This window comes from Streptomyces sp. NPDC006393 (assembly GCF_040628575.1).
Classification (GTDB): Bacteria; Actinomycetota; Actinomycetes; order Streptomycetales; family Streptomycetaceae; genus Streptomyces.
In genome coordinates, this window is the sequence record NZ_JBEXZD010000014.1 from 43,310 (window position 1) to 60,674 (window position 17,365).

The following is a 17,365-nucleotide window of genomic DNA, read 5'->3' on the forward strand; positions in this document are numbered from 1 at the left end:
GCTCGGGTCCTGCAGATTCTTCCGCAGCCGGGCCGCCGCGGCATCTTCGCCGCCGCCCGGCGGGTGCCCGCGCCGTCAGCCGGCGCGGGCCCGCAACCGCTCACGCTGCGGTACGACCGTGTACCGGGGATCCTCGGCCGAGGCCACCCCGGCGTGGAACACCCCGAACCGCAGCGCGGCCGAACCGGCCAGCAGCGCCACCCCGGCCGCCACCGCGGACGCCCGGCCCCACCGCCGCCCCGTGCCCGTGCAGGCCGCCAGCGCGGCGCCGCCCGCCGTCAGGACCTCGGCGGCCCGCAGCAGCCGGTGCGGTCCGCCCTGCTCGAACGGTTCCGCGGCCAGGCCCATCCGACGCTTCATCAGCTGGAAGGCGCCCAGTTCCAGCCCGGCACCGAGCACCGCCATGCGGCGCGCCGGAGCCGTCTGCCCGGCCGGCGCGCAGGCCAGTGCCAGCCCGGCCGCCGCACTCGACGCAGAGCCCGCGAAGACGAACGGCAGCTCGCGGTAGCCCTCGTGCCAGGACGGCACGGCGGTGTCGGAGAGCAGGACGGCGGTGTAGGTGGCGACCGCCGGGCCCAGGCAGGCCGCGGCGGCGGTGGCGCCCGCGCCGGCGACGCGCCCACGGCCCGTGACGTCGGCGGCAGCGGCCGCCATCGTCAGCGGCGCGTACCCGGCCAGCAGCCACGAGCCCATGCTCATCGGCGACGTGGGCTTGAACACGCGGAGCATGTTGAGGAACCGGGCGGGCCGGCCCAGATCGTGCACGAGCGCGACCAGCGACCCGCTGATGGCGCCCGCCGCCCCCAGCTTCGCCACCCGCGCCAGGCCCGGCCGCCCGGTGGCCTGCCCGCCGGCCGCCAGCAGCGACGACGCGCCCGCCAGACCCCCGAGGAAGAGGTAGCCGGCGATGTCCAGGGCCTGCCACGTCGGCTTGTTGAGGATCGGCCTGCCGTAGTACGACGAGAACCGCGCCTCGGGGACCACCGGCTGCTCGCCGCGTCCCTTGCCCCGGCGACGGCGACCGCGCCGCGTGCGCCCCGCGTCCTGAGCGCCCGTCACGGCGTCCCGGCCGGGCCGCGCCCCGCGCACGCCCCCGCGCGTCACGTCCGACTCGCTCATCGCCGCCTCCCGGCGAAGCTCGCGACACCCAGCGCGGCGAGCGAGACGGCGGCCATCGCCGCGCGCCGCCACATGGCGGGCAGGTCCCGGGTGGTGACCACCGGATCCGGCGGCAGGCCGTACACCTCGGGCTCGTCGAGCAGCAGGAAGAACGCGCCGTCGCCGCCGACCCCGTCGTTCGGGCTCTCGCCGTACAGCCGGGCCTCGGCGACGCCGGCCGCGTGCAACTGTGCCACCCGGGACGCCGCCCGTGCGCGCAACTCCTCCAACGGGCCGAACTGGATGGAGTCCGTCGGGCACGACTTGGCACAGGCCGGCTCCATGCCCGCGCCGAGCCGGTCGTAGCACAGCGTGCACTTCCAGACCCGGCCGTCCTCCTTGCGCTGGTCGATGACCCCGTACGGGCACGCGGGCACGCAGTACCCGCAGCCGTTGCACACGTCCGCCTGGACCACCACCGTGCCGAACTCGGTGCGGAACAGCGCCCCCGTGGGGCACACGTCCAGGCAGCCCGCGTGCGTGCAGTGCTTGCACACGTCGGAGGACATCAGCCAGCGCAACTCGGTCCGGCCGTCGGGCGACACCGGTGAGATCGCCCCGTCGGGGGAGGGGGAGGGGGAGGGGGAGGTGCCGAGGTTGCGGGCGGCCTCGAACACGTCGAAGCCCTCCTGGCCGCCGCCGGGTTCGCCGCCGGGTTCGCGGTCGGCCCGGGGCAGGCGCTGTTCGACGAACGCCACGTGCCGCCAGGTGTCCGCGCCCAGACCCTGCGTGTTGTCGTAGGACATGCCCGTCAGTTCCAGGCCGTCCTCCGGCACGGCGTTCCACTCCTTGCACGCCACCTCGCATGCCTTGCAGCCGATGCACACGGACGTGTCGGTGAAGAAGCCCACGCGCGGCGGGGCGTCGGGATATCCGGCCGCCCCGGCAACGTTCGGCTGCGGCCCGAACAGCAGGTTCCCGGACGGCGGAGACCCGCCGCCCGTCGCGCTCACCGCCGTCGCGTCGCCCTCGGACATGCTCCGACCTCCTCGGCTTCCGGGCACGGCTCTGACCCTGTCCCCGCTCACGAGCCTGGCACGGGTGCCCGCCCGGCGCGCGTCCGAAACCGCGCCGGCGGCGGCCCGCCGTCCGCGCCGGAGCACCCCACGGCGCCGGTGTCGCCGCGGGTCTCGGCGATCAGCAGACGGACCGCGGCGAGCAGGCCACCGCTCTCGGCGGTCCGCCGCAGCCGGTGTGCGGCACTGCCGTCGGCCAGCGCCCGGCCCAGCAGTTCGCGCACACCCTCCCAGTCGCCGGAGGCCTCCAGCGCCGGGCGCAGCCGGTCCGGCAGGCCGTGCAGCACCTCGCGGGCGGGGACCGCACGCCGGGTGACCGGGTCGACCAGGGGGCCTTCGAGGCCGGAGCGGGCGGCTCGCCAGGCGGCGGCCCGCAGCCACTCGTGGTGCCCGGGGCAGGCGGGGCCGGCCCGTCGGGCCAGCCGCGCGCACGCGTCGTGGACGAGGGCCCGGAACAGCCCGGCCACCAGGACCACCGTCTCCACCCGAGGGCAGGCGTCGCAGATCCGCAGCTCCAGCGTGCGCTGGTGCGCGGAGGGCCGTATGTCGTAGTAGACCATTCCGGGGTCGGTGATGACGCCCGAGCCGATCAGCTCCTCCAGGGCCGCGTCGTACTCGGCGGCACCCGAGTAGCACCCGGCCGGCCCGGCGGTGGGCCAGCGCTGCCAGAGCATCGTCCGCCAGCTCGCGTAGCCGGTGTCACCGCCGAGCCAGAACGGTGAACTCGCCGACAGCGCGAGCAGCGGCGGCAGCCACGGCGACACCAGGCACATGGCGCGCACCGCCGTGTCCCGGTCGGGGACGTCGACGTGCACCTGCGCGCTGCAGATCAGCTGTTCGTCGGCGACCCTGCGGTATTCGTCGGCCATGTGCCGGTACCGGGGATGGTCGGTGACACCGTCGTGCGCGCCGAGCCGGGCCAGCGGCGCGGTCCCGGCGGCCACCGCCGCGTAACCCAGGGGCGCGGCCGCCGCGTCCAGGCGGCGCCGGGACGCGGCCAGGTCGGCGCGGAGGCCGTCGAGGGACTCGTGCACCCCGCTGTTGCTCTCCACGACGCAGCTCTGGAACTCGGGCGCGAACCCGGGTCCGGTCAGCCGGTCGAGCACGGCGCGCGCGCCCGGCGCCGGCAGGCCGCTGTGAGCGTCCAGCAGGTGGAACTCCTCCTCGACCCCGATGCGCAGCGTCACGGCTCGTTCCCGCCCTCGTCGTGGTTTCCCGCCTGTGATGTGACCGGCCGGTGGCTCCCGCCTCGCCGGCCCGTCCGGTCAGCCCATGGCCCGGTACGCCGCGGCGGTCGTCAGGCCGTACACCAGGTGCGGCACGACGTCGGACGCCCATGACGTCAGGCCCCAGGAGGTGGGATCGGTCAGCCGCAGTGCGGTGGCGGGGGCGTCGGCACCCGCCATGGCGGCGGCGCCCAGCAGCGGTCCGGCCAGCCAGGCCGGCAGGGCCGGGCGGCGGTACCGCAGCAGCCCGTACGCCGCACCGGCCCCGAGACCGATGCCGTACCCCAGCAGCGCGCCGGCCGCCTGGGTGCGGTTGTCCTTCTCCTCGCCTTCCCCGAGCGGCACCTGGGCGCGGCCGGCGAGACGGTCCGCGACCTGGGCGGGAACGCCGCTGGCGGACCGGCCGCGCAGCAGCATGTCGCCGTAGGACACCACGTCCAGCGCGAGGGTGCCGACGGCGCCTGCCAGCAGGCCTTTGGTGATCGAGTGCATGACCGGGCGCTCCCTCGGTGGCTGGGGTGCTCAGGGGTCCTCCGGGTTCCATCCGTGGGGCCGGCGAAACAGCGGGGAAAATCGTTGGCAGCCCGGTGGGCGGGGTGCTGGGATGACGCGATGAGCAGCGTCACCGGCCAGGATGGAGTACCCGCATGACCGACACCCCGCCCGCGACCGCGTCCGTCACCCTGGACGACGTCCGCGACGCCGCCGAGCGGATCAAGGGCGTGGCGCACCGCACCCCCGTCCTGCGCTCGCGCACCCTGGACGCCCTGGTCGGCGCCGAGGTGCACGTCAAGTGCGAGAACTTCCAGCGGGTCGGCGCCTTCAAGTTCCGCGGGGCCTACAACGCCGCGTCCCGGCTGTCCGCCGGGCAGCTGGCCCGGGGGATCGCCGCGTACTCCTCCGGCAACCACGCCCAGGCCGTGGCCCTGGCCGCCCGGGAGCTGGGCACCAGCGCGGTGATCGTCATGCCGGAGGACACACCGCGCTCCAAGCGGGAGGCGACGGCGGGCTACGGAGCGGAGATCGTCACCTACGACCGCTACACCGGCGACCGCGTCGCCATCAGGGAGGCGCTCGCCGCCGACCGCGGGCTCGCGCTCATACCGCCGTACGAGCATCGGCACGTCATCGCGGGTCAGGGCACCGCGGCCCTGGAACTGGTCGAGGAGGCCGGCGAGCTGGACGCCCTGGTGGTCCCGGTCGGCGGCGGCGGGCTGATCGCCGGCAGCGCCACGGCGGGCAAGGGACTGCTGCCGAACCTGCGGGTCGTCGGCGTCGAGCCGGAGGCCGGCGACGACACCAAGCGGTCCCTGGCGGCCGGCCGGCGCGTCGGCGTGCCGGTGCCCAGGACCATCGCGGACGGCCAGGCCGCCGACATCCCCGGGGAGCTCACCTTCTCGCTCAACCGGCGTCTGGTGGACGCGATCAGCCTGGTGAGCGACGACGAGATACGCGAGGCCATGCGGTTCGCCTTCGAGCGCCTGAAGATCGTCGTCGAGCCCAGCGGCGCCAGCGCCCTCGCCGCCCTGCTCGCGCACCGGGTCGACGCGCTGCCCCGCAGGGTCGGTGTCATCCTCTCCGGCGGCAACATCGACATCCGGCGCTTCACCGAGATCATCGGCGGCTGACGTCCCCGGGTGCCCGCTCTCGCGGGCACCCGCCCCACATCACCTCGGTCCCACCGGGCCGGAGGCCCGTGACGGTCTCAGTTCCACAGCGGGGTGGTCATCACACGCTCGTACCCGTCCGGCCGCTCGCCCGTGAACACCAGGCTGATCCGGGTGAAGTGCTCCACCTTCGGGTCCTTCTTCCAGGGCTCCGGGCGGTCCAGCCGCACGATGACGGGATACGAGCGGAAGGTGCCCTTCGCGCAGTACGGCTTGCAGTCGTTGACGAAGTTGACACCCCGGGCCACCGCGGTCCTGCCGTTCCACGTCGACCAGTGCAGCGAGGAGAGACGGCTGTTGGCGTCGCCGCACGCGAGGATGAACGCGTCAGGGCGCGCCTGTGGTTTCCAGAAGCAGTCGACGAGCACGGGCTTGGGCGGCACCCCGTGGTCCGCCGACGGGGACGGCTGCCCCGTGGGTGCGGCGTAGGCCGTTGTCAGGCCCGCGCTGAGCAATGCCGCAGCAGCGAGTGTGACCACTGTCCTCACCGTGTGTGTGCGCATGTTCGCTCCCGGCCGATGACGTCCGATTGCTGTAACGACGCTACGACCGTGCGGGATGCGGCACCACTCGGACGCACCGGCGAGGGGCGGTGTCATCCGGGGAACGGCCGGTGCACGGGCACACCGAACGGCGGGTCGCCGCCGCCGGGGTCCGGCTGGCAGGTGTCGCACAGTTCGTGCTGACCGTCGCGGGTGATGACGGTTCCCCAGCCCAGGCAGTGGTCGCAGTCACGAGCCAGGCTCAGGTCGGGGTGGGGAGGCGGGGTGGGGCTGTGGTGGGCTCCGTACGCCATGTGGGGGCGGCTCCTCGAAGTCGCGTGGTGGACGTCACACCATTTTGTCCGATTTTTCTAAGTTGTCCAGAAGATTCTTCGGTGTAATCGGCCTCTCACCCTGCGCGACCGGCGGCCGGAGCGAGGTTCGGCCAACCGGCGGCGGAGCGAGGCCGGATGTCCCGGTCGCCCGGTCAGGGGCGTACGCCGTCGATGTCGAGCTGGAGATGGCGCGGGCCGCGCAGCACCGCGTTCTCCCGGTACGGCGGCGGATCCTCGACCAGGCGCGGGTTGTCGAGGCGACGGGCCAGCTCGGTCAGCGCGATCTGGGTCTCCACCCGCGCCAGCGGCGCCCCGAAGCAGCTGTGGACGCCGCTGCCGAACCCGAGGTGCTGGAGGTCCGCGCGGTCCGGGTCGAACCGGTCCGGATCCTCGAACCGCTCCGGGTCCCGGTTGCCCGCCGCCAGGACGAGCCAGATCCGCGCGCCCTTGGGGATCGTCACCCCGCGCACCTCGATGTCCGTGATGCAGGTGCGCTGCGGCAGCAGCTGCACCGGCGGCTCGTAGCGCAGCAGCTCCTCGACGATCCTGACGGACAGCCCGGGGTCCTGCCGCAGCCGCTCCAGGTGCTCGGGATGGCGCAGCAGGGTGAGCATGCCGTTGGTGATGAGGTTGACCGTCGTCTCGTGCCCGGCGATCAGCAGCAGGACCGCCGTGCTGAGCACCTCCATCATCGACATCGAGCCGTCGGGACCGTGGCCGGCGACCAGGTCGGACAGCATGTCGTCGCGCGGCTCCCTGGCGCGCTGCTCGACCAGGCCGGCCAGGTACATGCCCAGCTGGACCCGTGCGTCCCGTGCCTCCCGCTGGACCGGCGCCTCGGGATCGTTGCGGCTCTCCGGGTCCAGCGCGGCGACGATCGGGTCGACCCAGGCGCGAAAACGCGGCTCGTCCTCGCGCGGCACCCCGAGCAGCCGGCAGATCACGGTCACCGGGAAGGGATAGGCGACCTGGTCGACGAGGTCGATCCGCCGGGCGTCCCCGAGGCCGTCGACGAGTTCGGTGACGATCCGGACCAGCTCGCCGCGCAGCGAGTCGATCCGGTGCGGCCGGTGCGGCGGGCCGAAGGAGCTGTTGGCGATCCGCCGCAGCCGGTCGTGCTCGGGCGGATCGAGCCGGATGAAGCTCGGCGGCAGCCCCGTGCTCTCCGGATCCGGCAGTTCGTCGAGGCCCGGCGCGGTCAGACGGGCGGCGTCGGAGCTGATGCGCGGGTCGTGGAGCAGGCCCTGGATGTCGTAGTACGAGCTGATGGCGTACGGGCCGTCCTCCTCCTCGTGCAGCACGGGCGTCCGGCGGAGCTCCTCGTAGAGCGGATACGGGTCGGCGCGGCTGGAGAAGTCGGTGATCCGGCGCAGGAGCGAGGCGTGCGTCATGGGGGAGTCCTCGGGTCGCTTCGGTCAGTGGCGGGCCGGGGTGAAGACCAGGCGCCGGTCGGCGGGGGAGTAGCCGCTGAGGGTCACCGTCGGGCCGTGGGTCGGCAGGGACGGGTCGGGGAAGTCGGCCGGCACCGGCTTGCGGCCCTCGGGCCGGCGGTCCACCGTCGGGTACTCCACCGGGAACGGCGCGCCCCGCTCGATCTGCCGCTCGTAGAACTCCAGCCACCGCGTGCTGTCGAAGCTCACGGCGGCGATGACGCGCCCCTGGTAGCCGTAGACCCCGACGAACCGGCGCTCGGCGAGCGAGCCCTGCGTGATCATGATCTCGGTGCCCATGGACGGCACCCCGACCGACTTGACGTTCACCCCGAACTGCGACGACCAGAAGGCGGGCACCCACAGGTGGGGGCGGCGGTCGGAGCTGGCGCTGATCATGTTGTGCGCGGCCACCTCGGCCTGCGCCACGGCGTTGCCCCAGTGCTCCAGGGACAGGAACTGGTAGCCGAACAGCGGATGCGGGGAGCGGGCCACGTCGCCCGCCACGAATACGTCGTCGGTGACGATGCCCCGGAAGTCGAAGGCCCGGCAGCCCGCGTCGCAGGCGACGCCGCGCGGCCCGGCACCCAGCCCGGAGCCGGCCAGCCAGTCGGTGTTGCGGGTCGCGCCCAGCGCGACGACCACGACGTCCGTCTCCACGACGCTGCCGTCGGACAGATGAGCGGCACGCACCCGCCCCACCGAGTCGCCCTCCAGACCGGTCACCATGACACCGGTGCGCAGGTCCACCCCGTTGTCCCGGTGGAGTTCCGCGGCCACCGCGCCGATCACCCCGCCGAGTGCGCCCACCAGCGGAGCGTCGGCGCGCTCGGCCACGGTGACCGCGATGCCCTGGTCCCGGCAGGCCGAGGCGATCTCCGAACCGGTGAAGCCCGCGCCGATCACGAACACCCGGCGCGGCGCGGCCTTCAGCCGGCGGTGCAGCCGGACGCCGTCGTCCCGGGTGCGCAGCACACAGACCCCGTCGAGCTGGGCCTCCTCCTCCTTCGGCCACGGGCGGGCACGCACCCCGGTCGCGATCAGCAGACGGTCGTACGGCACCTCGTCACCGTCGGCGAGCCGTACCCGCTTGCCCGCCAGGTCCAGGCCCGTCGCGGCGACGCCGAGGCGCCAGGTGGCGTCGATCTCGCGGCGCCGGGGCAGTTCCGTGCGGTCCGGCGACGCCTTGCCGAGCAGCACCGCCTTGGACAGCGGCGGACGGTCGTACGGCTGGTACGGCTCGTCGCCGATCATGGTCAGCGAGCCGGTGAAACCCTCGGCGCGCAGCGTCTCCGCGGCGCGCAGACCGGCCAGCGAGGCTCCCACGACGACGATGCGCCCCTCGCGCCTGAGCCAGTCGTGGAACTGCTCAGCGGGCATCGGACGCCCCCTGTACGGCCCCGGCGGACCTCTCGGCCGCCCCGTCGAGGCCGTCCGCCGTGATCGCCTGCACCGGGCAGGCCGCGACCGCCCGCGCCACCTTCTCCCGGTGCTCGTCGCCGGCCCAGGGGCTGTAGACGAGCGCCTCCTCGCCGTGCATGGTGAACACGTCCGGCGCGAGGAACGCGCACTGGGCGTACCCCTGGCACTTGTTGAGATCGACGACAAGCCTCATCGGCGTCCCCGCCCTTCCGGCGGCCAGGTCCTCGGCGACCACCCGACCGGCGGGCATCCTCGGACGACGGTCATCTTCCCCGTGCCAGGATCGAAGGCGCGGCGGGCCGGGTGCCCGCCGGGGCGGGCCGAAGGGGTGACGGACCGCGCGGCCCGGCCGGCCCGCGGTTCCGGTCGGACGCCGGCCGCACGGCCCACGGCCCCGCGCCGGTCACTTGTGGTAGCCGAGGATGGTCATCATGCCGGACTCGGAGTGGTACTGGTTGTGGCAGTGCAGCATCCACAGACCGGGGTTGTCGGCGTAGAAGTCGAACACCAGCTTGCGGTGCGGCAGCACGATCGCCGTGTCCTTGCGCGCGCCGGCGGCGTCCAGGCCGGTCATGGCGAACGTGTGGCCGTGCAGGTGGATCGGGTGCCACATGTTGGTGGCGTTGATGACGGTCAGCCTGACCCGCTCGTCCTGGCGGACGGCATGGCGCTGCTCGGGCGAGTAGGGCTTGTGGTCGAAGCTCCAGTCGAAGTCCTTCATGTTGCCGGTCAGCCTGAGCCGGATCTGCCGGTCCGGCTTGCGGTCGGAGTACGCCACCGAGTCGCCGGGCACCAGGCGCTGGGCCGGCACGAGGCGGCCCTGGAGTTCGTCCGGGTTCACCGAGGGCTCGGGCAGCGCCCCGGTCTTGGCCGTGCGCAGCACCGCCAGTGCTCTGGCCTTCTTGCCCTCGGCCACCGCCACCAGGGGGAACACCCCGTCCTGGGCGGTGACCAGGACGTCGTAGCGCTCGGCCATGCCCAGCAGCAGGGCGTCCGTGGTCATGGGCTGGACCGGATAGCCGTCGGTGTGCGTGATCGTCATCTTGTGGCCGCCCAGGGCGACCCGGAACGCGGTGTCGGCGCCGGCGTTGATGATGCGCAGCCGGATACGGTCCCCGGGCTTGGCCCGGAACACCGTGGGGGCGTGCGGGAGGCGGCCGTTGACCAGGTAATAGGGAAAGGCGACATTGCCGCCCATGCTGTGCAGAAGGTCGCTGTGGGAGCCCCGCAGCACACGGTTGGGACCGGACGACCCGGCCCGCGCGGGCCCCCGGGCCGTGACGTGATGCCCGGCGGAGCCGCCGTGCCCCGACATGCCGCCCGTGCCCATGTCCATCGGCGGGCGCTTTCCGTGGTGCAGCTGGGTCAGCACGGAGTCGGGGGTGGAGCCGTCCACGCCGTCCACCCAGTCGTCCAGGACGACGACCCACTCCTTGTCGTACGTCAGCGGCTCCTTGGGGTCCTCCACGATCAGCGGCGCGTACAGTCCGCGGTCGAGCTGCATGCCGGAGTGCGAGTGCAGCCAGTACGTGCCCGGATGCTGCACGGCGAAGCGGTAGGCGAACTCCGCGCCCGGCTTGATGCCCGCCTGGGTCAGGTCCGGCACACCGTCCATGTCGCAGCGCAGGCGAATACCGTGCGAGTGCAGCGTGGTGTCCACCGGCAGGTGATTGGCGAGCGTGAGGTCCAGGACGTCCCCCGCGGTGACCCTGACCTCCTTGCCGGGCAGGTCGTCCCCGTAGGCCCAGGTCCTGAGGGTGCGTCCGCCGAGGTCCACCCGTGCCTCGGCTGCGGTCAGCCTGAACCTGCGCACCGGTCCGCCACCGCGCTTCTTCTCGGCGGCGAGGACCTCGGGGTCGGACGGGTTCACATACCCCTTGGGGCCCTTGGGAACGAAGCGCCGGGTGCCGCCGGAGTCCGAGTCCGCACCCCGCGTGGTGCCCGGGTGCGGGCCCGACCCCGAGGAGGAGTCGGCCCCGGAACAGGCGCCCAGGAGTCCCGAGCCGGCAGCCAAGATCGAGGCACTGAGCAAGGTGCGCCGCGTAGGTGAGTGCATGAATGAATAACACACGTTTTGGACCGGTATGTGGGAGAACCGGAGCGGCGCGTCCGGGGATCTCGGCCACCAATTCCGTCGCCGCGACGCCCTCCTGCCGGGGCGTCATCACCCGCTCGGCGGCGCACCGGACCGCCCATGAGGTTGCTGTGAATCGCGTGGACGTTTGAACACCCCGCGGCTCACGTCCGTATGGGACCGGGGGATCCCCATGCCCGGCCCGGCCACGACGACGTCCAGGAGCACTTTCGTGAGACGCACCTCGCGCAGACGACCCACAGGCCCGCGACGCGCCACGTTCGCCGCGATCGCACTCATCCTGGGCGGCGGTGGCCTGATGGCGGGCAACGTCTACGCCTCGGCCACCGAACCGGACCCGAACCAGGGCGCGGGCCAGAACCAAGGAGTGGGCCAGAACCAGGGCGCGGGCCAGAGCGAGGGTCAGGACAAGGGCGGGGAACAGAACGGTCCCGTGGCCGCCGACTACGCGGACATCACCGGTGTGCGGCCCGAGGCGAACACGCCCCGGCAGGAGGCGGACGCCTCGCGCGGCAGTTTCACCTCCAGCTGCGGGGTGAACGCGAACGGCCTGTTCAACTCGGACAACGTGATCGTCGCCCCCGGCGTGGGCAACGGCGCCCACCACTTCCACGACTACGTCGGCAACCAGGCCAACAACGCCTTCGCGAGCGACGAGACCCTGGCGAACGGCGACACCAGCTGCGCCGACAAGGGAGACAGGTCCACGTACTACTGGCCCGTGCTGCGGCTGCGCGACGGCACCCGGGAGCGGGACGCCGACGCGCCCGGCGGCGGAACCGAGGGCAACACGGGACGGATCGTCACGCCCCAGCAGGTGACGCTGACCTTCGAGGGGAACCCGCGCGGCAAGGTCACCGCCATGCCGCGCTTCCTGCGCATCATCACCGGCGACGCCAAGGCGTTCGTCAACGGCCCCGCCAACGCCAACGCCTCCTGGTCCTGCACCGGGTTCGAGGACCGCCAACTGAAGGACAAGTACCCGCTGTGTCCCGCCGGCAGCAAGGTGGTGCGCACCTTCCGATTCCAGAGCTGCTGGGACGGCCGGAACATCGACAGCGCCAACCACCGCACCCACGTGGCCTTCGCCGGCGCCGACGGCAGCTGCCCGGACGGCTTCCGCGCCATCCCGCGACTGGTGCAGCGCATCGTCTACGACGTCGCCGCCCCGAGCCTCGCGGACGGTGGCCGCACGAGTCCGCTGTTCGCCGTGGACTCCTTCCCCGAGCAGCTGCACAAGCCGGTCACGGACCACGGCGACTTCATCAACGTCTTCGACGACCGTCTCATGCGGGAGATGGTCGACTGCATCAACAGCGGGCGACAGTGCGGCTCCGGGAGGGACCAGGAGCCCTCGCACACCCCCGCGCCGCCGCAGGAGACACGGCCCCCGGCGGAACCGGAGGCCTCCACCTCACCCACGGCCACGAGGAGCCCGGCCGAACCCGCACCCGTGAGCGCCACGCCGGCGACCGCCACGCCTTCGCGCACCGCGACGCCTTCGCGCACCGCCACGCCCTCGCGCGCCGTCTCCGCGAGCCCGTCACCGGCGCACACGACGCCCGAGCGCGCCACTTCCACGAGTCCTGCGCCCGCGCGCACCACCGAGGCGGCCTCACCGACCGCTGCGCCCGCGCGCACCACATCCGCCGGCGCCCCGCAGAACGGCGGAGGCAGCGGAGGCAGCGAAGGCAGCGGAGTCCGTGGTGGCCGCGCCGGCGACGGCGGCGACGTCGGCACCCCGACACAGGCACCGCCCCCTTCCGAAAGCGGTGCTTCCGGCGAGCCGGGCCCGTCCGGATCCACCGGCGGTGCGCAGACCGAACCCCAGGCGGTCCAGGGCGACTTGGCCGAGACCGGTACGCGGCTGTGGCCGGCGGCCGCGGGCGGGTTGCTGGTGATCGCCGGATTCCTGCTGCTCCACCGCATCCGGCGCGCCACCAGGTGAGACCGCCGTGGGGGGCCGCCGCCCGGTCAGTCGGCGCGGGCGGCGTTCCGCCGGGCGTTGTTGTACAGGCGCAGCAGGTGCTTGGCCACCGCGCACGGCACGGTGTCGGCGTGGCACTGGCGGCAGGTCCGCGTGTGCTGCTGGTAGTCGGCATGCGCTTGCTGCAGAGCATCGTCCTGGGACGGCATGGGGTTTCCTCGCACGGGGGTGTCGGACGGCACAGCGAGCCCTCAACTCGGTTGTGGAGAGCGCCAGGTGCCAAAGTTGATCACGTTACTGCCGGTAGTGGAAAGCGCGTCCGTCCCTGCCGCGCGACGAACCGGCGGTAACCGACCGTTACGAGCCCTGTCGTCCGGAGTATGCCCACCAGCGGCCCTCGTGCCGGTTCACGGCGATGGGCCGGCCGAAGCAGGCCGTCAGCCAGGCGCCGGTCAGCGTCTCCTCCACCGGCCCCCGGGTCAGGATCCGGCCCTCGCGCAGCAGCAGCGCGTGGCTGACGGCGGGGGAGAGCTCCTCGAGGTGGTGGGTGACCGTCACGGTGGCGAGCCTCGGACGGCCCTCGGCCAAACGGTGCATGGCCTCGACGAGATCCTCGCGGGAGGGCAGGTCCAGGGCGTTGAACGGCTCGTCCAGGAGCAGCAGGGCCGGATCCGCCATCAGCGCCCTGGCGATGAGGACGCGCGCCCGCTGTCCGCCCGAGCAGACCCCGTACGGCCGGTCCGCCAGTTCCTTGATCTCCAGTTCCGCCAGGAGCTCGTGCGCCCGCTCCCGTACCGCCTCGTCGTACATCCGCCACAGCGGCTGCACGGTGCCGGTGTGGCCGGTCAGCACGACGGTGTGGGCGTCGAGGTCCTGGGGCACGCGCTGGGCGGAGGTCACATGCCCGATGCGGGCACGCAGTTCCCGTACGTCGACCCGGCCGAGCCGGCTGCCCAGCACCTCGACGCTGCCGGTGGTGGGGTGCATCAGGGCGCCGAGCAGCCGCAGCAGCGTGGTCTTGCCGGCGCCGTTGGCGCCCAGCAGCGCCCAGTGCTCACCGGGCCGGACCGTCCAGTCGACGGCGTCGAGGATCACCTGGTCGGTGGTGTAGCGGCGTACGCCCACCTCACGCAGCGCGACGACGGCCTCCGGGCCCTGTTCCCGCTCCGCCGTCTCCTTCGTCATCAGCCGTCTCCCCTCGACGCGTTCGAGCCGGTCCGCCCGGCTTTGCCGCACCGGCACGACAGACGGTAGATGTATTCGGCAGGTTGTTGCCGGGCTGTCCGGTTGATGGACGGTTGGCGGGCGGTCGGCCCGATGGACGGCGGGACGTCACCGCCGGGGCGGATGTGACGGAGATGACAGGAATTGCCTGGGCGTGTCCGGCCCGAAGACGGGGTACACGCAGCTCGGTGAAACAGTGAAGGCGGTGGACATGGATTCCGTACTCCTCGGAGGCGAGGGCAGGGCCTCGGACGCCGGAGCGCCGAGGGCGGCCGCGGCCCTCTGCGGGGACGCCACGTGCATCGCCGAGGCCCGTCGTCTCGCGGTCGGGTTTCTGACCCGGGTGCGGGCCGAGCACGGCCTGCCGGTCTCGGACCGGGCCATGGACCTGACCCAGCTGGTGGTCAGCGAACTGGTCACCAATGCCCGCAAGTACGCCGCGGGGCCCATCCTGATGGACCTGCTGGTCACCGGTGACACGGTGGAGGTCGCGGTGTGGGACAGCGATCCGGTGCTGCCGGTGGCCCGGGCCGCCGATCCGGGCCGGGTGGGGCAGCACGGCCTGGAGATCGTGCTGGCGGTCGTGCAGGGGTTCGAGGCGCGCCGGGAGCCCGTGGGCAAACGCGTCATCGCCCGCGTCGCCCTGCTCGACGGCCCGGGCGGCGACGCGTCCGCCGTCAGGCCTTGAGGTCGTGTCTGTCGCCCATCACCACGACCGGGTGCTGTCGCGGGTCGAGGGTGCGCAGCAGGTACCGCATCGCCGGCTTCGACAGGCTCACACACGCCGAGGTGCCGCTGCCGTGGTCCATGTGCAGCCAGATGCTGCCGCCCTTGCTCTGCCCTTCGGGCCGGGTGGGGTCGTTGGGCGAGGTGCCCTTGACCCGGTTGTAGTCGATGGCGATGACGTAGTCGAAGTCGTGCCAGTAGGCCTTGTTCCAGGAGTGGGGTGCCTGGAACGAGGTGGACCTGGTGTACGGCAGCCTGGCCCCGGGGTCGTCCAGGACACCGCCCGCGTCGCTCAGCGTGAACACCCCGACAGGGCTGCGCTTGTCGTCCTCGTGGTGGTCCGTGGTCCAGCCCTTCCGGCCGTTGTGCGCCGCCCAGGACCGTTCGCGCTTCCACGTGGAACCGTCCTTGACGAAGAGCTCGACGGTGGAGTCGGGCGAGTCGGGCCCGTCGCCGTAGACCGCGACGACCTGGCGGGAGCCGGCGGGAACGCGCTGCCACAGCCGGTCGCCGATGCCGGGCACGCGCTCGAAGGAGGTGCGCGACGGCGGTGCGTCGTCCGTGCGGCGACCGTCGGCGGCCGCGCCCTTGGCGTCCCGGTGACCGGAACCGCCGCAGGACGCCAGGGACATCGTCACCGCGCCGCACAGGGCCACCAGGGCCGCCGCGCGTATCGCACCGCTTTTGCGCATGGCGCCCATGATTCCATCGCGCCGCGGGTGCGTTGACCCCGGCCCCCCGTGGCGCCGCGTCACCCGAATGGCCGTCCGTGGCAGCGTGGGTGGGGCTGATCGGGTGTCTCCTGGAGTCAGAGAGGCGTCCATCAAGGGAGCCGATCATGTATGAGATGTGTGCAGGAGTCGACAAACCCGGCGGCGCATTGGTGTGGCATGTCATGGCCAAGAACGCGGCCAAGACGTTGTGCGGCCGTCGGCTCGGTCAACGCGTCGACGGAGCGAGCGCACAGCGGGCTGGTCACTGTTCCACGTGCATGGCCCTGTTCGGGAAGCTGATGACCGCACCGCCGGCCGTCAGCTCTCCCGCCGGCACGGACCACTGACGGTCCGCGCCCGAAGGCCTGCCCCGCCAGGGCAGGCCTTCGTCCTGTCCGTACGTCCGTCTTCGGTCAACGGTTTGACCAACTTTTGGCAACGTGGCCCCATTTGGCATTCCGGCGGCGGGCGATGGGTAACACTGAGCGGCGGAGGGGGGAGGTGCGCGGCGGCGCTGAGCCGTCGTGCCGTCCCGAAGTGTCGCGCCGGCCTTGGGGAGGGCGGCGGGGGGACCAGTCGGGGGGATGCATGACGCAGTCGTTTCCGGGGCAACGCCCTGCCCGCGAGGAGACGTTCACCGGGAAGCAAAGGCTTCCGGCCGTCGTGATCGGCGCCGGCCCGTACGGCCTGTCCGTCGCCGCCCATCTGCGGGCGCGCGGTGTGCCGGTGCGGGTCTTCGGCGAGGTCATGGGCAGCTGGCGGCACGCCATGGCGACCGGGATGTTCCTGAAGTCGACCCCGGATGCCGTCGATCTGTCCGCGCCGGAGCCCGGCGGGCGGCTGGCGGACTTCCTCCGGGTGCACGGCGAGCCGGAGCTGACCGAGCTGACACCGATCCCGTGCGACGTGTTCGTCCGCTACGGGCAGTGGTTCCAGAAGCGGTACGTCGGTGAGGTGGAGGCGGCGCGGGTGGTGGCCGTGGACCGCGCGGCCGGCGGCTCCCGGCTCACCGTGCGTCTGGACGACGGGGAGGAGCTCTCGGCCGGGGCCGTCGTCGTGGCCACGGGGCTGAACGGGCTGGCCCACATACCGCGGGATCTGCGGCGTCTCGCGCCCGAGGGACCGGGCGCCGAAGCGCTGGTGTCGCACACCAGTCAGCACACCGACCTGTCCCGCTACGCGGGCCGGCGGGTCGCTGTGATCGGCGGCGGCCAGTCCGCGCTGGAGAGCGCGGCCCTGCTGAACGAGGCGGGTGCCCGGGCGCAGGTCTTGGTGCGGGAGCGGAGCCTGCTGTGGGGGACGACTCCCACCCCGACCCGGCCGTGGCCGCTGCGGATCGCCCGGCCCGCCTCGCCGCTGGGCACCGGCTGGATCCTGGCCGCGGTCTGCCGGGCCCCGGGCGGGGTGCGGCACCTGCCCGCCGCCGCCCGGCTGCTGCTGTTCCGGCGTGCGCTGCGGCCCTCGGGCGGATGGTGGCTGCGGGACCGGGTGGAGGGGGTCGTACCGGTGCGCACGGCGTGCCGGGTCACCCGGGCCGAGGCCGCCGGGGCCGGCGTCCGGCTGGACCTCGCCGGGCCGGGCCGGGCGGGGGAGACCCTCGCCGTCGACCACGTGCTGGCCGCCACCGGATACCGCCTCGACCTGGACGCGGTCCCCTTCCTGTCACCGGCGGTGCGCGGCGCGCTGGAGCACGTGCCCGGCTCGCGGGCGCCCCGGCTGTCCGCCGGCTTCGAGTCGTCGGTGCCGGGTCTGCACTTCACCGGATCGCTGGCCGCCCCGGTGTTCGGCCCCATGATGCGCTTCGTCGCCGGTGTGGAGTACGCGGCCACCCGGGTCGCCCGGGCCCTGGCCGGCCGTACGGCCGCCCGCTGACGACACCGGACGAGCCCGGCGGACCCGAGGAGGTTGCCTAAGAATTTTAGGAAAGCGCATAATCCCTTCAGG

At 73.2% G+C, this 17,365-nt stretch carries 17 protein-coding genes; 4 read left to right on the plus strand and 13 right to left on the minus strand.

Features of this window, described 5'->3' with window-relative positions:
• Nucleotides 1–75: 75 nt before the first annotated feature.
• From nrfD to ABZ484_RS09480, 4 genes are all read right to left on the minus strand, one after another.
• Nucleotides 76–1,119, minus strand: a complete 1,044-nt coding sequence (gene nrfD / locus ABZ484_RS09465; RefSeq protein WP_358865294.1) for an NrfD/PsrC family molybdoenzyme membrane anchor subunit — start codon at nucleotides 1,117–1,119, stop codon at nucleotides 76–78.
• Entirely contained in the window at nucleotides 1,116–2,135 is a 1,020-nt protein-coding gene (locus ABZ484_RS09470; RefSeq protein WP_358865295.1) for a 4Fe-4S dicluster domain-containing protein, read from the minus strand. Before ABZ484_RS09470 ends, nrfD begins: the two co-directional genes overlap by 4 nt.
• A gap of 47 nt (nucleotides 2,136–2,182) precedes the next feature.
• Nucleotides 2,183–3,361 carry a glutamate--cysteine ligase gene (locus ABZ484_RS09475; protein ID WP_358865296.1) on the minus strand — a complete coding sequence of 393 codons (1,179 nt, stop codon included), beginning with the start codon at nucleotides 3,359–3,361 and terminating at the stop codon, nucleotides 2,183–2,185.
• Nucleotides 3,362–3,439: 78 nt separating this feature from the next.
• Nucleotides 3,440–3,892 (minus strand): hypothetical protein, encoded by a 453-nt coding sequence (locus tag ABZ484_RS09480; RefSeq protein ID WP_358865297.1) that lies wholly within the window; start codon nucleotides 3,890–3,892, stop codon nucleotides 3,440–3,442.
• Between the two features lie 155 nt (nucleotides 3,893–4,047).
• On the opposite strand from ABZ484_RS09480, the gene ABZ484_RS09485 reads away from it, so the two are divergent.
• On the plus strand, nucleotides 4,048–5,028 hold the full coding sequence (locus ABZ484_RS09485; RefSeq protein WP_358865298.1) for a pyridoxal-phosphate dependent enzyme: 981 nt from the start codon (nucleotides 4,048–4,050) through the stop codon (nucleotides 5,026–5,028).
• Nucleotides 5,029–5,105: 77 nt separating this feature from the next.
• Here ABZ484_RS09485 and ABZ484_RS09490 read toward each other — a convergent pair whose 3' ends face one another.
• From ABZ484_RS09490 to ABZ484_RS09515, 6 genes are all read right to left on the minus strand, one after another.
• Nucleotides 5,106–5,570 (minus strand): hypothetical protein, encoded by a 465-nt coding sequence (locus tag ABZ484_RS09490; RefSeq protein WP_358865299.1) that lies wholly within the window; start codon nucleotides 5,568–5,570, stop codon nucleotides 5,106–5,108.
• A 92-nt stretch (nucleotides 5,571–5,662) separates the two neighbouring features.
• A complete protein-coding gene (locus ABZ484_RS09495) occupies nucleotides 5,663–5,863 on the minus strand; it encodes a hypothetical protein (RefSeq protein WP_358865300.1) in 201 nt (66 codons plus the stop codon).
• A gap of 173 nt (nucleotides 5,864–6,036) precedes the next feature.
• Complete coding sequence (locus tag ABZ484_RS09500) at nucleotides 6,037–7,275, minus strand: cytochrome P450 (protein WP_358865301.1); 1,239 nt, start codon at nucleotides 7,273–7,275, stop codon at nucleotides 6,037–6,039.
• Nucleotides 7,276–7,299: 24 nt separating this feature from the next.
• Nucleotides 7,300–8,694, minus strand: coding sequence for an FAD/NAD(P)-binding oxidoreductase (locus ABZ484_RS09505; RefSeq protein ID WP_358865302.1), 1,395 nt, complete (start codon nucleotides 8,692–8,694; stop codon nucleotides 7,300–7,302).
• Nucleotides 8,684–8,929: a ferredoxin gene (locus tag ABZ484_RS09510; protein ID WP_358865342.1), complete on the minus strand. Its 246-nt coding sequence runs from the start codon at nucleotides 8,927–8,929 to the stop codon at nucleotides 8,684–8,686. Before ABZ484_RS09510 ends, ABZ484_RS09505 begins: the two co-directional genes overlap by 11 nt.
• A 210-nt stretch (nucleotides 8,930–9,139) precedes the next feature.
• Complete coding sequence (locus tag ABZ484_RS09515; RefSeq protein WP_358865303.1) at nucleotides 9,140–10,792, minus strand: multicopper oxidase family protein; 1,653 nt, start codon at nucleotides 10,790–10,792, stop codon at nucleotides 9,140–9,142.
• 250 nt (nucleotides 10,793–11,042) lie between these two features.
• Here ABZ484_RS09515 and ABZ484_RS09520 point away from each other — a divergent pair, with 250 nt between their 5' ends.
• Nucleotides 11,043–12,779, plus strand: coding sequence for a DUF1996 domain-containing protein (locus tag ABZ484_RS09520; protein ID WP_358865304.1), 1,737 nt, complete (start codon nucleotides 11,043–11,045; stop codon nucleotides 12,777–12,779).
• A 26-nt stretch (nucleotides 12,780–12,805) separates the two neighbouring features.
• Here the strand turns inward: ABZ484_RS09520 and ABZ484_RS09525 are convergent, their stop codons facing one another.
• Nucleotides 12,806–12,967, minus strand: a complete 162-nt coding sequence (locus tag ABZ484_RS09525) for a hypothetical protein (protein WP_358865305.1) — start codon at nucleotides 12,965–12,967, stop codon at nucleotides 12,806–12,808.
• A 148-nt stretch (nucleotides 12,968–13,115) separates the two neighbouring features.
• The gene (locus ABZ484_RS09530; RefSeq protein WP_358865306.1) at nucleotides 13,116–13,943 is read right to left on the minus strand and encodes an ATP-binding cassette domain-containing protein; all 828 of its coding nucleotides are present in this window, start codon (nucleotides 13,941–13,943) and stop codon (nucleotides 13,116–13,118) included.
• Nucleotides 13,944–14,193: 250 nt separating this feature from the next.
• Here ABZ484_RS09530 and ABZ484_RS09535 point away from each other — a divergent pair, with 250 nt between their 5' ends.
• Entirely contained in the window at nucleotides 14,194–14,670 is a 477-nt protein-coding gene (locus tag ABZ484_RS09535) for an ATP-binding protein (protein ID WP_358865307.1), read from the plus strand.
• Here ABZ484_RS09535 and ABZ484_RS09540 read toward each other — a convergent pair.
• Nucleotides 14,660–15,400, minus strand: coding sequence for a L,D-transpeptidase family protein (locus tag ABZ484_RS09540; protein WP_358865308.1), 741 nt, complete (start codon nucleotides 15,398–15,400; stop codon nucleotides 14,660–14,662). The genes ABZ484_RS09535 and ABZ484_RS09540 overlap by 11 nt on opposite strands.
• 609 nt (nucleotides 15,401–16,009) lie before the next feature.
• On the opposite strand from ABZ484_RS09540, the gene ABZ484_RS09545 reads away from it, so the two are divergent.
• Nucleotides 16,010–17,293 carry an FAD-dependent oxidoreductase gene (locus tag ABZ484_RS09545; RefSeq protein ID WP_358865309.1) on the plus strand — a complete coding sequence of 428 codons (1,284 nt, stop codon included), beginning with the start codon at nucleotides 16,010–16,012 and terminating at the stop codon, nucleotides 17,291–17,293.
• Nucleotides 17,294–17,365 lie beyond the last annotated feature (72 nt).